Here is a 15507-nt window from a genome sequence, read left to right as displayed (position 1 = left end):
AATGCAGGGCATCAGGAACCTGATAGCAAGACGGCGTCCCGCATCGGACCCTGCCTCCGGGACCGATCCCGAACCGCTGGTCGATCCATGGGAAGAGTTGCACGCCCGTGTGGGCACAAAGCCGGACCCTCGGACCTGTGACAAGGACAACGCCCGGGCTGCGCGCGATCACATTCCCAGGCCAGAGCGACCACAGCCCTCGCCCCGTCAGGAATGGGCGCCGTCCGCTTTGGACCCGGAAAGCGACCTCTCGCCAGAGCCGATTGTGGCACCACGGGCTGATCCCGGTATTGCCCCCCTAACCCGGACCAGCACCGGTAGTACGCCAAAGATCTGGGATCTGGACCCTTCGGCCGCAGCGGCCGCCCCCGCCCGGTCCGACGTATCGGACCAGCTGCACTCTGAACCTGCGGAAACGGTTTCGCCACTAGCGCGCAGCGCCGCTGGGTTGGTCGCGCCCGCCGATCCCCTACCGCGCCCGACCTCTGAACGGGTCAAGACACGGCTCCTGGGCTTTCACAGCGAGGCAGGCACTCCCGACCCCTTTGCCGCCCCCGCGGTCATCCCCACAGCCAGCGCGCCGCGCTTTCCTATCGGTTGGATCGTTGTCATCGAAGGCCCCGGTCGCGGGGCGTCCTTTGCCCTGACAGCGGGACTGTCGACCGTCGGACGTGACGCGGACCAGACCGTTACACTGGATTTTGGCGATACCAGCATCTCGCGTGAGCGGCATATCTCTATCGCCCATGACGACGAGGACGGTCGGACATACATCGGCCACGGCGGCAAAAGCAACATCGTGCGCCACAATGACAGGCCGCTTTTGACGACTGAGGAACTCAACGACGGCGACACGGTCCGGATTGGCAAGACGGTGCTGCGCTTTGTCGGGCTATGCGATGACGGGTTTTCCTGGGCCGACACGGATGCGTCGGGGATCGGCAATGACTGATCTGGTCGCAGAGGCCGCCAGCGGCCAGTACATCGGCGCGCGCAGCCGCCAAGAAGACGCGGTTATCGCGCAGTTCCCGCAGGGCGACATGCCGGGGGTTGCCGTCCTGTCGGACGGCATGGGCGGACATGACGACGGGGATCTGGCTGGTCGCATTCTCGCAAGCGAAATGTTCGGCGAGATGTATCTTGCAGCGGCTCGCCCAGACCGACGCAGCGAAACGCCGGAAGAGGTGTTTCACGCCGCGCTGGAACGGACAAACGCGCGCCTGAAACAACACATCGACGCCGGATACATCAGCGTCGACACCGGCGGCACGTTGGTATGCGTTACTGTCGAGGGGCGCGCACTGCGGTGGATGTCGGTTGGCGACAGTCCGCTCTACCTGTACCGCGACGGTCGGTTGCAGCAGTTGAACCAACTGCATTCCATGGCCATCCAACTGGATCTGATGGTGAAAACCGGCGCGATGGAGGCCAGCGCCGCCGCGCAACACCCGCATCGCCATTGCCTGACCTCAGCCGTAACCGGGGGCGAGATCCCGCACGTCGATTGCCCCGGCGAGGCCCTGACACTTGAACCCGGCGACAGCATCATTCTCGCCAGCGACGGGTTGAATGTCCTGTCAGAGGCAGAGATCGCGCAGATCCTCAAACGAAACGCCCACAAAGACAGTGTGGCGATGACCGGCGCGCTTTTGGACGCGGTACGCACACAAAAAGCCCCGCAACAGGACAACGTCACGCTGGTCGTAATCCGGTTGGCCCTTGTCGAGTCCTCGTCGTTGTCCGGCGCGCGGATCGCTTCCCAGTTGGCTGATTTGATCCGCCCCCTCTTTCCGATCCGCAGCCAAGCCCTGCGCGCCGTGGGCCGAAGGACGGGTCCGTGACAGATCAGGACATGCTCAGATCCGAGACGCTCAAAGGCCTGGCCACCTTGCAACAGCACGGCAAACTGGCCGCGCGGGCCGGGGCGACATGTGCCTCTCTACTAGAGAAACTGGACAGGCCGGTCCGAATTGGCCTGTTTGGCCTGCCCGGGGCCGGAAAACGCCGTGTGCTACACGCCCTGACCGGACTTACTGTAGCCGACCATCCGGGTTGGGCTCCGACCTTGGAAATCACCTATGGCCCGGTGCCTGCGACCACGGCCATGATGGTGGATGGCGGCAGGCTTGAGGCGTCCGGCCTGCCGGACCCGGCCCTGTTGGCACAGCAACCGGTCTTTTTGCAGGTGACATCCCCGGACAAGGCGCTGGTGGGGCGGTGTGTTCTGCTTGTCTCGACCGAAGCCAACGCCGAGGATCTGCAGGCCGCTCTGACATGGGCCGCGCCCCGTATCGACATCGCGCTATGGTGTACGGTGGATTGGTCAGAGGCAGAACGGCAGGTCTGGCATACCGCACCGGACAGTCTGCGCAATCACGCGATCCTGTTTGTCACCGGGAAGGGGCAGCGCCGAAGCGATCCGGCGGCAGATGGGTTTGAGACCCGGTTCAGCAGCGCTGGTCAGTCGGGTGCTGAGAGTTTTTCAGAACTGGCCACCTATCTGGACCGAACCATCAAAGACGCCTGCCTGCACGATATTCATGCCGCGCAAATGTTTCTGCAACGCAACGGTGCTCTATCCGCGCGGCCATCTTTGCCGGCGCCTCCATCACAAGCGGATGAAGTTACCCAAACCGCCACCATCCCCCGCCCCGCCTCACCCGCCGTGGCACCCCAAGTCCCACCCGAGGCCATTGCAGAGCTCGCACGACTGTTTCAGGCGGTCCGCACCTCTGCCCAGGACATGCTGCGCAGGCTTTACGATGGGACCGCAGGCAATACCGACACCCTACTGATGCAGTTCGAACAGATTTTCGAGGCGTTGGCCGATCGGGTCACCGGGGACGTCGCCCTGCAAGAGACGTGGCCCGATCTGGCCACCCAAGTGACGCAGGCCCACGACCTTGCCCTGCTGTTGCGGATCGAGGGCGGCGCAGAACAATTGGGCGACGCCGCGCATCTGCTGGTGCAGGTCCGCCACGACATTCAGGAACGGCTGGCCGCCTGAAAGCCCAACACATGGACAGTCCGCGCAACCACATGAGGCAACACAGATGACACCGCAGGCCCCCACAACGCCCAAAGACCGGCCCGCGTTAAGTGCGTTTTCCGGGCTGGGCGCATTGGCCACCCGTCTTGGCGCGCTGGACGAGGCCATGATCGAACTGGCCGGTTGCGGTGAGGAATCGATTGCCCATCAAGCACGCGAATTGCGCCGCCAGTTGCGCGGGTTTGAACCTTCTGTGACGCTGATCGGTCAGGTGAAGGCGGGCAAGACAACCCTTGTGAACGCGCTCACCGGCTGGCCCGATCTGCTGCCGGCCGACGTCAACCCGTGGACGTCTGTTGTCACCTCGCTGCACATGCAGCCGCAGATGCGCCGGCAGGACCGACGCTCTGCGTTTCGGTTCTTTACCAACGACGAATGGGACAACCTGATCCGTCAGGGGGGCCGCGTCGGAGAGATTGCCGCCCGCGCCGGGGCCGAGGATGAGCTTGAAAAGGTCCGCGCCCAACTGGACGAGATGCGCGAGAAATCAAAGGCACGGCTGGGGCGCAAGTTCCAGATGCTGCTGGGACAGACCCACAACTATGAGACGTTCGACAAGGAACTGATCCAGCGCTACGTCTGCCTTGGCGACGATTTCTGGGAGGAGGCAGACGGCAGCCCGGATCAGGGCCGTTTCGCCGACATCACCAAATCCGCAGACCTGTGGTTTGCCGGGCCTGACCTGCCCTTGCCCTTGTGCCTACGCGACACGCCGGGGGTGAACGACACCTTCATGATCCGCGAACAGATCACCATCAACGCACTGCGCGGCAGCCGTCTATGTGTGGTGGTCCTGTCGGCGCAACAGGCGCTGTCTTCGGTCGACCTTGGGCTGATCCGGCTGATTTCCAACGTCAAAGCGCGTGAGGTGATCATCTTTGTCAATCGTATCGATGAGTTGGCCGACCCGGTTCAGGCGGTTCCCCAGATCCGCGCCAGCATTGTCGAGACACTGCGCAAATTCGACGGCCCGCAAGAGGCCGAGATCCTGTTTGGCAGTGGTTTTTGGGCCCACCACGCGGTCGCGGACAGTTTTGCCGAACTAGGCGCGGACAGCGCGAAGGCGCTGGTGTCCTGGGCAGAGACACATGTGACCGGCGCACTGGCACAGTTATCCCCGCGTGAGATAATATGGCATCTGTCCGGGTTGCGGGCCCTTGGCGACGCAATATCAGATCGGATCGACAAGGGGCCCGGTGCTCGACTTGAGGAATCGCTGGGGGTTGCGCTGGGAAACCTGCGAACAGGATTGGCTGCGAGGACGCAACAGGACACCTCCGCCAATGCCGGGCCGCGTCACCTGCAAATCACGCCGCAGGATTTGGTCCAGCAGTTCGATCAGATCGAGGACCGCGCGCACGCCGCGCTGGAATCGGGGCTGGACAAGGTTCACCGCAGTTTTGCCGGGCGCACCGACAATGCCCGCCGCGCCTTTCTGGGACGGGCGACCGGGTCACTGATCAAGCACCTGGAACAGTTTGGTGAGGACGAGATCTGGACCTATGACCCCTCCGGCCTGCGGATGCTGCTGCGCAGCGCCTACAAGGTCTTTGCGCAGGGGGCGGGAAAGACCGGAGCCGCCGTTCTGACCAATGCCGCCAATGACATCAGCGCGCTGTATCATCATGCCTTTGGTCTGGCCTCTGACGGGCCGGCCATCGCCCCCCCGCCCCTGCCCGCCGTTCCCGCGCCAATCGGCCTTGGCCAGACCATCGCATTGGACCTGCGCGGCAGTTGGTGGGCACGATTCTGGCGGCGTCAGCGCGGGTATGAGGCGTTTTCAGAGGACTTTGCCCGGCTGATCCATGAAGAGACAAAGCCGGTCGTGGAGACGCTGCACCAGCAATGCGCCGCGCCCCATGCTCAGGCAATGCGCCAAACACTGAGCGATTTCATGCAGGGTCAACGCGATGTCCTTCTTGGCCTTGCGCAGCAAGCTGCCGCACCGCCTGCAATAGAATTGCCCCCCACCGCCCCTGTGAACCGCCTCAAGAGGTCAGCCAGATGACACCAGAGTCCCCAACCGCCCCCAAGCCCCGCAATCCGCGCGTCGCCCTGATGGGCGAATTTAGCGCCGGAAAAAGCACGCTGGCAAACCTGCTGCTTGGGCAGGACAGATCTCCGGTGCAGGTCACGGCGACGCAGCTGCCACCGGTCTGGTACAGGCAAGGCCCGCCAGAGGCGCAGCGCATCGACATTGACGGCCGGTCAGAGCCACTGCCGATTGACGACTGGTCGCAGGTCCGGCCCGATGACACGCGCATGATCTCTGTCGGACTGGGGGCGGACATTCTGCACGCCTGTGACCTGATCGACATGCCCGGAACGGCGGACCCCAACATGGCCCCGGATTTCTGGTCCCGCTTCCTGCCTGAGGTCGATCTTGCGATCTGGTGCACCCCTGCCAATCAGGCGTGGCGACAGTCAGAGGCGGCGCTGTGGGAACAGGTGCCGCCGCTGCTCTGGACCAAAAGCCTGCTGCTGGTCACCCGCATCGACCAAATGCAGACCGAACGGGACCGCGCCCGTGTCATGGCCCGCGTGCGAGCCGAGGCCGGTGCACTTTTTCGTGACGTGTTGCCGATCTCGCTGACCGGTGCGCTGGCGGGACGAGACGACGACGAGGTGTTGGGCGCGACAGGTGCTGCGGCGCTGGTAGAGTTCCTATGCCACGCTCTCGAAGGGCTGGATAGCCCGCGCACTGCGCCGCTTGCCACACCGCCGCGCCCGAAAGCGACGGCCGCCCCTGCGCCCGCCAATCCAGCCCGCCCCGGTCGGGTTGTGCCGCGTAGGATAATCCGCACAAAATCCGGCGACCATCGCGCGGCGTCGGAAAACAGGCCCGCCTAACCCGGTTGTCGATCCGTCGTCGAGCCATTCGTAAGGTGAAATTAACCCACGATGGGCCATGACTGGGGCGTGAAGGCGGCTCCATGACCCATGTCCTATGACCCATGACGATCTTTCCCGGTTTCGCGCCGGTATAGGCACCTGCGAACTCTTGACGCTCGTCGATCTGTCGACCGGCACAGTGTTGATGTCTGACAGCGATGTGCATTTCGGTCAGGAACGGCTGGATCACCTCTGTGATCTGGCACGGTCAGTGTTTACCGGTGATTTGGCGGCAACAGGAACCGCCATCCTGGCCGGCCCCACCGGCAGCCGGGTCTTTGTGCAATCGCCCGACGACGCGACAGAGGTGCTTTGCGGATTGTTCGGACCGGCGGCGGACCTTGGTGCCGCCTGCGCAGCCGGTGCCGCCCTGTTTCACCGGGACCGCGTGGCATGACCGGCAAGGAAGTGCCCGCCGATCTTGCGACCATCCTGTCCAGAGCAGCGGCACTAGGCACCGGTCCCCGTCGGATCGAGGTCGCCACATCAGAAGAGGCGCTCGGCTCTGTGCTGGACGCAATTGCATCCTGCATCCTGCCGCGCAGAATGACAGTCTCGGACGAGAGCGGATTGCTTCTTGGGATGGAGGTCGCTTCCGGAAACCTGATGCAACTGATCGACGCCTCCACCTCTCTGCGTGCAGGGTGTGCTGACCTGATAAGTCGTCCATTGCGACCCGCCGATCTGGGGCCGGTTGCCGCTCTCTTATCCAGGGCCTTTCCTGGTGAGCAGGTCATCACGTTTTCGACTTCGCCACATGGGGCCGCGTCCGATCCGACGCACGCGGGGCTGACCTGCCCGGCGATGCTGCACACATTGGGCCTGACCTCGTTTGACTTGGCCGTGCCCGACCGCCTTGCCTATCTGATTGAGGCCGCAGACGAGGTTCTGATCGCGATTTGCCGCCCGGGCCAGAAACCTCTTGTGACACAACCGGGGCAGCCCCTTCCCGACGATCTGTCCAATCTTGCAGGCAAGGCTTTTGACGACCAAAATAATCTGGGCAACATCCTGAAGGAAAATGAAATTCTACTCATGACTCGCCGGGTTGACGCGGATTTGGCACTCGGGCTAGTCCACACGGAAACCGGCCCTGTGGCCTTGATCTTCAAGGCAGACAGCCTGCCTGAGATCGCGGCCTACTGGGCCAACATGGCCAATACGCCCCTGATCTGCGACCCGGCCTGACAGGCAACGCCACCACGATCTGGCACAATCTGACACCGCAATTGCCCGCGCGTGTTCTGACGATTTGGGCCGATAGTCGGCGCTCATATTTACCCTCTACGGTTGACCCGACGGCGCGCGAGTGCCACTGGAGAAAAGCCTTTGCTTCGGCGTTCAACTGAGGCACGCTTTGCCAAAATCATCAAACCAAGGGGAGAACCATGAAAATTCGTTCCGCGATTATTCCGATGCTGTTGTCAACTACGCTGGTCACCGCAGCCTTTGCCGCCGATGTCCCCGATGGCACACAGCTTGCCGCCGAACAGGTCTTTACCTACCGGGTGCTGGACGAGTTTTCGTCGTTCGATCCGCAGGTGGTCGAGGATGTGAACGGCTCCGAGGTTGTGCGCGACCTGTTCGAAGGGCTCTACAACCAGAACGCCGACGGCGAGATCGTTCCCGGCGTCGCCCTTAGCCACACCGTCAGCGAAGACAACAAGACCTACACCTTTACCCTGCGCGATGATGCCAAGTGGTCTGACGGCACCCCCGTCACAGCCGGCGACTTTGTCTACGCATGGCAGCGCGCGGTCGAGCCTGAGCTGGCCTCTCCCTATGCGTGGTACATGGAACTGATGTCGATCGAGAACGGCGCGGCCATCATCGCGGGCGAAAAGCCGATCACCGATCTGGGCGTCTCGGCCCCTGACGATCACACACTGGTTGTGCAACTGTCGCAGCCGCTGCCCTATTTCGCCAAGATGGTTAGCCATGCAACCACTTTCCCCTCGCCCAAATGGGTGATCGACGAACACGGGTCCGAATGGACCCGCCCCGAGAACATCGTCAGCAACGGCGCTTATGTCCTGACCGAACACGTCCCCAAGGAACGCTCGGTCCGCGAGCGCAACGAGATGTACTGGGACAACGACAAGACCGTGCTCGACAAGGTCGTGACACTGGTCATCGGCGACGACGCACAGGGACTGACCCGCTGGCGCGCCGGTGAGGTCGACAAGACAGAGATCCCTTCGGGCCAATACCCGACCCTGAAAGAAGAGTTCCCGGATGAGGCTTATGCCCTTCCGCGCTTGTGCAACTACTACATGACCTTCAACGTCAAGAACGGCCCAGAGCCGTTTCAGGACGTGCGCGTACGTCAGGCGCTGTCCTATGCACTAGACCGCGACGTGATCGTTGACCGCGTGCTGCAAGGCGGCCAGTTTTCGGCCTATACCTTTACCCCCGGTGCCACAGACGGGTTTGAGGTTCCTGAGGTCGACTACGCCAACATGACTCAGGCAGAGCGTGACGCGAAGGCCAAGGAACTGCTGGCAGAGGCGGGATACGGTCCGGACGGTGAAAAACTGTCGTTCACCTATCTTTACAACACCTCCGAGAGCCACCAGCAGATCGCCATTGTGGCCAGCCAGATGTGGAAGCAGAAACTGGGTGTAGAGGTGACGCTGGAAAATCAGGAATGGAAGGTTTTCCTTGAAACCCGCGGCAACCAGAACTTTGAATTGGCGCGCGGTGCATGGTGCGGTGACTACAACGAAGCCTCGACCTTCCTCGATCTGCTGACCACGCAGTCGGGTTACAACGATGGCAAGTTCAGCAACGCCCGCGTGGATGAGTTGATGGCAGAGGCAAAATCCTCGCAGGACACTAATCCGCTGTATGCCGAGGTCGAAGCGATCCTTGCCGCCGAAATGCCGGTGATCCCAATCTACCACTACTCGACCAACATCATGTTGAGCGACTCAATCCAAGGCTGGCCGATCAACAACGTCGAACAGACGTGGTACGCAAAAGACCTCTACAAGGTCGCCGAATAGGCGCGACAACGCCAACTGGCGACCACCGCCCCGGACCTGATCCGGGGCCTCTGCCCTGTTGCCAATCCGGGGCCTTTTGCTGCTGGCAAAAGGTCCCGGGTCAGGCCCGGGACGGGGTTTCGCGCCCGACGCCCTTTGCACTGGACCCTTCATGTTCAACTATACCCTGCGCCGCATCCTGACGGTCGTTCCGACCTTGTTGGTGCTGATCATCTTTTCCTTTTACCTGATGCGACTGGCCCCCGGCGGTCCATTCACCTCTGAGAAGCCCCTGCCGCCCGCAGTGATGCAGAACGTGCTGGAACGCTACGGGATGGATCAGCCGCTGTATGTCCAGCTCTGGACCTACATAAAGAACATCGTCTTCCACTTCGATTTCGGCCCCAGCTTTGCCCAAAAGGACCGGACGGTGAACGACGTGATCGCCCAAGGGTTTCCGGTGACGCTCACCTATGGGTTCTGGTCGGCGGTCTTTGTGCTGGTGCTGGGCATCCCGCTGGGGATCGTCGCGGCGCTGCGGCACAACAGTTTCTGGGATTACACGATGACGGGCCTCGCCATCTTTTCCCAGATCTTTCCCAACTTCGTCCTCGCGCCGATCCTCGTTCTGCTGTTCACCCTGTCATGGGGATTACTGCCCGGCGGCGGGTGGAACGGCGGGCAATGGGAATACATCGTCATGCCCGCCATCGCGCTGGGGACATCCTACATGGCCGGCGTCGCGCGCCTGACGCGGGGGTCCTTGCTGGAGGTGTTAAACGCGCCCTTTATCCTGACTGCGCGGTCCAAGGGCCTGCCCGAACGTACCATTATCTGGCGACATGCGCTGAAACCGGCACTGCTGCCAACGCTGACCTACATGGGGCCGGTCTTTGTCTACATGATCACCGGATCGGTCTTTATCGACGTCTTCTTTTCGACCGGCGGGATCGGGCAGGACTTTATCGACGGGGCCTATAGCCGCGACTACGCGATGCTGCTGGGTCTTGCGGTGCTGTACAGCCTGCTGACCTTCACGCTGAACCTATTGCTAGACCTCATGTACGCCTGGATCGACCCCAAGGTGCGGAGCAACCTGTGACAGACGCCAAAAAACGCCTGAATTCCCAAGAGTTCGCTCAAACCGTCGCCGAAGAGATGATCGTTTCGCGGTCCTTCTGGGCCGACGCACGCCGCCGATTTTTCGGACACCGGTTGGCCGTGTTCTCAATCTTCATGTTGCTGGCACTGTTGCTGTTTGCCATCTTTGGCCATGCCTTTGCGCAGTGGAGCTATGAAGAAATCGACTGGAACCTGTTGGGCCTGATCAAGACAGAGGGCGGGCCGAACTGGGAAAACGGCCACTACTTTGGCGTCGATGAATTGGGCCGAGACCTGTTTGCCCGCGTCGTCCAAGGCTCACGCACATCGTTGATGGTGGGTTTCGTTGCCGGGCCGCTGGCGGTGTTGCTGGGGGCCACGTTGGGCGCGCTGGCGGGCTATTTCGGCGGGCGGCTGGACCAGATCATCGTCGGTTTCTACACGATCTGGATCTCCATCCCCTACATCATCTTCTTTGTCGTCTGGCAGGCGTTTTTTGGTCGCTCGCTGACGCAGATGATCATCGTGATCATCCTTGTGAACTGGACCGCCGGTCTGCTGATCGTGCGTGGTCAGGTCATGATGCTGAAGAACCGCGAATTCGTCGATGCCGCCCGGATGCTGGGGATGAGCGATTTTGCCATCATCTTCAAACACCTTGCCCCCAACATCCTCTGGGTGATCGTGATCTATACGTCGATCGTCATCCCAGAGGTCATCATGGCCGAAAGCCTTGTGTCCTTCCTTGGCGTAGGCATTCAGGAACCGAACACCAGCTGGGGTGCGCTGATTTCCGAGGGGGCCAAAACCATGACATTCGGCACGCTCTGGCAGTTGGGATATCCCGCCGCCTTCTTCGTGATCGCGCAGGTGTCTCTGTACTACATCGGCGACGGATTGCGCGACGCCCTCGACCCCAAGGATCGCCGATGACCCTGCTGTCCGTAAGAAACGTCAAGATCCGTTTCCGCTCCGGCGACGGAAAAATCCACGCGGTCAACGATGTCAGCTTTGACATGGCGCAGGGACAGAAACTGGCGCTGGTCGGCGAAAGCGGATCGGGCAAAAGCCAGATCGCAATGGCCATCATGGGCTTGCTGGCCCGCAACGCCGAGGTCGAGGGAGAAATCCTGTACAACGGGCGCAACCTGATCGGCCTGCCCACGGCAGAGCTGAACCGCCTGCGCGCCAAGGAAATCGCTCTGATCTTTCAGGATCCGATGAGTTCGCTCAACCCCTACATGACCATCGAACGCCAATTGGGCGAGGTCGTGGAACTGCATGAGGGGGCCAGCCGCAGCGACGCCCGCAAACGCGCGCTAGAGGTCATGGACGCAGTCAAAATCCCCGATGCCAAGAACCGGCTCAAGGCCTATCCGCATGAGTTTTCCGGCGGGATGCGGCAGCGGATCGTGATCGCCATGGCGCTGATCTGCAAACCGCGCCTGATCCTTGCGGATGAGCCGACTACTGCGCTGGACGTGACCGTTCAGGCGCAGATCATGGCGCTGCTGGACGACATCCAGCGCGACATGGGCACCGCCGTTCTGTTGATCACCCATGATCTGGGAGTGGTCGCCGGGTTCTGTGAGGACACGATGGTGCTATACGGTGGCCGCATGATGGAGGCTGCACCGACGCTGTCGATCTTTGACGCGCCCGGCCATCCCTATACCCGTGGTCTGCTGCGTGCTGTGCCCCGGATCACCGACGACGACGCCGAACTGTCGGCGATCCCCGGCAGCCCGCCGAACCAGACCGGCGCGCCCACCGCCTGCCCCTTTGCCCCGCGCTGCGTCGATGCGATCCCCGAATGCCACCGGACCTTGCCGACAATGCAGGACGGTCGCGCCTGTATCCGCCCGGTGGAGGAGTTGACATGACCACCCCGATCCTGTCCGTCCGCGATCTGCACGTCACTTTCCCACATCGTCAGGGGAAGCGGTTTCCGTGGTCGCCGCCCGGTCGCCTGCATGCGGTCAACGGCGTCAGCTTTGACCTGATGCCCGGCAAGGTGCTGGGCGTGGTCGGCGAATCCGGATGCGGCAAATCTACCCTGATCCGCGCAATTGCGGGGTTGGGGCCTCGCGACAGCGGCACCGTCACGCTGGAGGGCGAAGAGATCGACTATCGACGCCGCGCTGAGATGCAACGCCTGCGCCGTCGGATGCAGATGATCTTTCAGGACCCGATGGCCTCGCTCAACCCGCGCATGACCATCCGTGAGATCGTGGCCGAACCGCTGATCTACTTCTGCCCCGAGTTCTCGGCAAAGGAGCGGCGACAAAAAGTGGTCGAGATGCTGGACCGTGTCGGCATTCCGCAACGCAACATGAACCGGTTCCCGCACGAATTTTCCGGCGGTCAGTGCCAACGCATCGGCATCGCGCGGGCGCTGATTGCGCGTCCGCAGATCCTGCTGTGCGATGAACCGGTCTCGGCACTGGACGTGTCGATTCAGGCGCAGGTGATCAACCTGCTCAAGGAATTGCAGGGCGAGATGGGGCTGACGCTGATTTTTGTCGCCCATGATCTGGGCGTGGTGCGCCACATCTCGGACGACATTCTGGTCATGTACATGGGCGGGATGATGGAAATGGCCCCGGCGCGCGACCTCGTGCACGATCCGCGCCACCCCTACACGCAGGCATTGCTGTCAGCGGTGCCGGTGCCGGACCCGCGCGTCCGCACGCAGCCGCAGCTTTTGACCGGCGATCTGCCCAGCCCGATGAACCTGCCCCAAGGCTGCCTGTTTCAGTCCCGTTGCCCGAAACGCATTCCCGATTGCGCCAACATCCGCCCCCCCCTGTTGGCGCGCGACGGTCGCCAGGTGGCCTGCCTGTTGGAAACAGAGGCGCAGCACTCTGCCTGACAAGGACGCCACGCTGTCAGAAATCCTCAATTCGCGCTATACTGCGCGGGTTGAGGAGAGCGCGATGGCAGATCTGTATCTGAGCATTTCCACGCAACCTGATTCCGTCCTTGAGGCGATTGCCGCCTCTATGGACGATCGGGCAAATGACCCGGCAATGCAGGCGATCTGCGCCAGCTACATGGGGCGTCTCCCCAAACCGGGCGCAAAGGTGCTTGAGATCGGCTGTGGCAATGGTGCCAGCACAGCCCTCCTTCTGCGGGCAATCGACCCATCAGAAATGACCGGAATCGACCCAGCCGAGGGCCTACTGGATCGTGCACGCAAACGGTTCGCCGGGCGGACGGCTGTAAATTTTACAGTCGGGACTGCGGTCAAGACCGAGCAGCCAGATGCGGCCTATGACGTCGTCGTCGCCCATACTGTCTATTCCCACCTCCCCGATCCGCGCGCGGCCTTGGCAGAAGCATTTCGCGTCCTCAAACCCGGCGGAACGCTGGCGGTCTTTGATGGGGATTATGCCACCAACACCGTCGCCCTGTTTGATGGCGATCCTCTGCAGGCCGCCATGATTGCGACCCAGCGCAACTTGATACATGACGGCTATATCATGCGTCGGTTGCCACGCATGATGGAAGACGCTGGCTTTGAAAGGTCCCGGACGGAGGCACATGGCTTTGTCCAAACCCAAAACCCTGCGTATATGAAATCGCTGATGGCACGCGGCGTCGCGGCAGCGGCCAAAGCGGGCGACTGCGGGCTCGATCTGTCAGAGGCGTTCATCACCGAAGCGGCGCGGCGGGCCGAAAATGGCAGTTTCTACGGGGCGATCCTGTTCATCAGTGCGACAACCCAAAAGCCGGGCTAGAAGGACTGTTCACCTACCAAGAACATCAGGATCCGAAACAGAAAAAGGCCCGGCAACAGGCTGCCGAGCCCCTTTGTCTATAGTCATTCCCCCCGTCTCACCTGAGATCAACGGGGAGCAGGTCATCTGGGAAGTTTTGATAGCATACGGGTCTTAGGAACCTGCGGATGGCCATGGTTCCGACGGATGTTGCGCCGAAGTTGGTGGAGGCGGGGTAGGGTCCGCCGTGGACCATTGTGTCGCTGACCTCGACGCCGGTGGGAAAGCCGTTGACCAGCAGGCGGCCGGCCTTGCGTTCCAGCACCGGCATCAGGCGGCGGGCAAGGTCGGTGTCGCCGGTATCCATGTGCAGCGTGCAGGTCAGTTGCCCCTCAAAACCGCGGGCGAGGGTTTCCATCTCGTCGGCGCCAGAAACGCGCACCACCAGGCCGAGGGGGCCGAAGACCTCTTCGCCAAGGCTGTGATCCTGCAGGTACTGCGCGGCGTCGGTCTCATAGAGGTTGGGGGCGGCGTTGCGGCCCTCGCTGTCGGTGGTCAGCACCGGGCGCACCGGATTGCGGCTGTCAAAGCGCTGTTTACCGTTTCTATACGCCTCGGCGATACCGTCGGTGAGCATGCATTGGGTCTGAACGCCCTTCAACGCCTCGGCCGCGGCGGCGACCAGGGCGTCGCCCTGTGGGCCGGTTTCCACCACGGCGATGCCGGGGTTGGTGCAGAACTGTCCGGCCCCCATGGTCAGGGAGGCCGCCCAGTCCGTGCCGATCTGCGCCCCGCGCGCCGCTGTCGCCTGCGGCAGGATGAACATCGGGTTGACGCTGCCCAGCTCGCCGAAGAAGGGGATCGGTTCGGGGCGGCTGGCGCAAAGGTCGAACAACGCCCGCCCGCCGCCGAGGCTGCCGGTAAAGCCGACGGCGCGGATCAGCGGGTGCTGGACAAGGGCGGTGCCGACATCGCGTTTGCCGCCCTGGATCAGGCTGAAGGTGCCGGGATGGATGCCGCAGGTGGCGATGGCGGCGTGAATGGCCTCGGCGACGATCTCGCCGGTGCCGGGATGGGCGGAATGGCCCTTGACCACCACCGGGCATCCGGCGGCCAGCGCGCTGGCGGTGTCGCCGCCGGCGGTGGAAAAGGCGAGCGGAAAGTTCGACGCGCCAAAGACGGCGACCGGGCCGATCGGGCGCTGCACCATCTTGAGGTCGGGACGCGGCAGCGGGGCGCGGTCCGGCAGGGCCTTGTCGTGGCGGCGGTCCAGATAGTCGCCCTTGAGGATATGCTCGGCGAAGAGGCGTAGCTGGCCGGTGGTGCGGCCGCGTTCGCCGTTCAGACGGGCCTCTGGCAGGCCGGTTTCCTGGGTGCCGATCTGGGTGATCTGCGGGCCCCGGGCCTCGATCTCATCGGCGATGGCGTGCAGGAATGCGGCGCGGTCGGCGCGCGAGGTCTGGCCATAGCTCTCGAACGCCGCCTCTGCCGCGATGCAGGCGCGGTCGACCAGCTCGGGGGTGCCGATGGCATAGGCATGGGACGGGCCGTGCGCCGGGTCAGAGGCAAAGGTCGCCGCGCTGGCGACCCACTCGCCTGCGATCAGGTGCTTGCCGTGAGGGGTGTAGGTGTCGGGCATGGTCGATCCTTGTGTCGGCGGGCCGTTGTGGTCTGGCCCTTTGTCGTCTTGCCCGGTGTGGTCGGGCTGTTTGTGGTCTGGTCAGGTCTGACGTGATCCGGTCTGTCGTGATCCGGCGGGCGG

The 15507-nt window shown here is 62.7% G+C and carries 14 protein-coding genes; 13 read left to right on the top strand and 1 reads right to left on the bottom strand.

What is annotated here, in order from left to right; translation table 11 throughout:
- The first annotated feature begins 1 nt into the window (after position 1).
- The 13 genes from ANTHELSMS3_RS12260 (at position 2) to ANTHELSMS3_RS12200 (ending at position 13766) form a co-directional block, all read left to right on the top strand.
- A complete protein-coding gene (locus ANTHELSMS3_RS12260) occupies positions 2 to 952 on the top strand; it encodes an FHA domain-containing protein (protein WP_094035109.1) in 951 nt (316 codons plus the stop codon).
- Positions 945 to 1841: a PP2C family protein-serine/threonine phosphatase gene (locus ANTHELSMS3_RS12255; RefSeq protein ID WP_157733493.1), complete on the top strand. Its 897-nt coding sequence runs from the start codon at positions 945 to 947 to the stop codon at positions 1839 to 1841. The genes ANTHELSMS3_RS12260 and ANTHELSMS3_RS12255 overlap by 8 nt, the downstream gene beginning before the upstream one ends.
- On the top strand, positions 1838 to 3007 hold the full coding sequence (locus ANTHELSMS3_RS12250) for a hypothetical protein (protein WP_094035107.1): 1170 nt from the start codon (positions 1838 to 1840) through the stop codon (positions 3005 to 3007). The genes ANTHELSMS3_RS12255 and ANTHELSMS3_RS12250 overlap by 4 nt, the downstream gene beginning before the upstream one ends.
- Positions 3008 to 3053: 46 nt before the next feature.
- The gene (locus ANTHELSMS3_RS12245; RefSeq protein WP_094035106.1) at positions 3054 to 5057 is read left to right on the top strand and encodes a dynamin family protein; all 2004 of its coding nucleotides are present in this window, start codon (positions 3054 to 3056) and stop codon (positions 5055 to 5057) included.
- The gene (locus ANTHELSMS3_RS12240; RefSeq protein ID WP_157733492.1) at positions 5054 to 5899 is read left to right on the top strand and encodes a dynamin family protein; all 846 of its coding nucleotides are present in this window, start codon (positions 5054 to 5056) and stop codon (positions 5897 to 5899) included. The genes ANTHELSMS3_RS12245 and ANTHELSMS3_RS12240 overlap by 4 nt, the downstream gene beginning before the upstream one ends.
- 97 nt (positions 5900 to 5996) lie before the next feature.
- On the top strand, positions 5997 to 6338 hold the full coding sequence (locus ANTHELSMS3_RS12235) for a hypothetical protein (protein WP_094035104.1): 342 nt from the start codon (positions 5997 to 5999) through the stop codon (positions 6336 to 6338).
- Positions 6335 to 7129, top strand: coding sequence for a hypothetical protein (locus ANTHELSMS3_RS12230; protein ID WP_094035103.1), 795 nt, complete (start codon positions 6335 to 6337; stop codon positions 7127 to 7129). The genes ANTHELSMS3_RS12235 and ANTHELSMS3_RS12230 overlap by 4 nt, the downstream gene beginning before the upstream one ends.
- A gap of 200 nt (positions 7130 to 7329) precedes the next feature.
- Positions 7330 to 8946: a peptide ABC transporter substrate-binding protein gene (locus ANTHELSMS3_RS12225; protein WP_094035102.1), complete on the top strand. Its 1617-nt coding sequence runs from the start codon at positions 7330 to 7332 to the stop codon at positions 8944 to 8946.
- A 151-nt stretch (positions 8947 to 9097) separates the two neighbouring features.
- The gene (locus tag ANTHELSMS3_RS12220; RefSeq protein WP_094035101.1) at positions 9098 to 10027 is read left to right on the top strand and encodes an ABC transporter permease subunit; all 930 of its coding nucleotides are present in this window, start codon (positions 9098 to 9100) and stop codon (positions 10025 to 10027) included.
- Positions 10024 to 10959, top strand: coding sequence for an ABC transporter permease (locus tag ANTHELSMS3_RS12215; RefSeq protein ID WP_254694727.1), 936 nt, complete (start codon positions 10024 to 10026; stop codon positions 10957 to 10959). Before ANTHELSMS3_RS12220 ends, ANTHELSMS3_RS12215 begins: the two co-directional genes overlap by 4 nt.
- Positions 10956 to 11909 (top strand): ABC transporter ATP-binding protein, encoded by a 954-nt coding sequence (locus tag ANTHELSMS3_RS12210; RefSeq protein ID WP_094035100.1) that lies wholly within the window; start codon positions 10956 to 10958, stop codon positions 11907 to 11909. Before ANTHELSMS3_RS12215 ends, ANTHELSMS3_RS12210 begins: the two co-directional genes overlap by 4 nt.
- Complete coding sequence (locus ANTHELSMS3_RS12205; protein WP_094035099.1) at positions 11906 to 12898, top strand: ABC transporter ATP-binding protein; 993 nt, start codon at positions 11906 to 11908, stop codon at positions 12896 to 12898. The genes ANTHELSMS3_RS12210 and ANTHELSMS3_RS12205 overlap by 4 nt, the downstream gene beginning before the upstream one ends.
- A 64-nt stretch (positions 12899 to 12962) precedes the next feature.
- On the top strand, positions 12963 to 13766 hold the full coding sequence (locus ANTHELSMS3_RS12200; protein ID WP_094035098.1) for a methyltransferase domain-containing protein: 804 nt from the start codon (positions 12963 to 12965) through the stop codon (positions 13764 to 13766).
- A 97-nt stretch (positions 13767 to 13863) separates the two neighbouring features.
- Here ANTHELSMS3_RS12200 and ANTHELSMS3_RS12195 read toward each other — a convergent pair whose 3' ends face one another.
- Positions 13864 to 15384, bottom strand: coding sequence for an aldehyde dehydrogenase (NADP(+)) (locus ANTHELSMS3_RS12195; protein WP_094035097.1), 1521 nt, complete (start codon positions 15382 to 15384; stop codon positions 13864 to 13866).
- Between the last annotated feature and the right edge of the window lie 123 nt (positions 15385 to 15507).

This window comes from Antarctobacter heliothermus (genome assembly GCF_002237555.1).
Lineage (GTDB): Bacteria > Pseudomonadota > Alphaproteobacteria > Rhodobacterales > Rhodobacteraceae > Antarctobacter > Antarctobacter heliothermus_B.
Note: the sequence above shows the minus strand (reverse complement) of the source record. Positions and strands in the feature narration are given on the sequence as shown.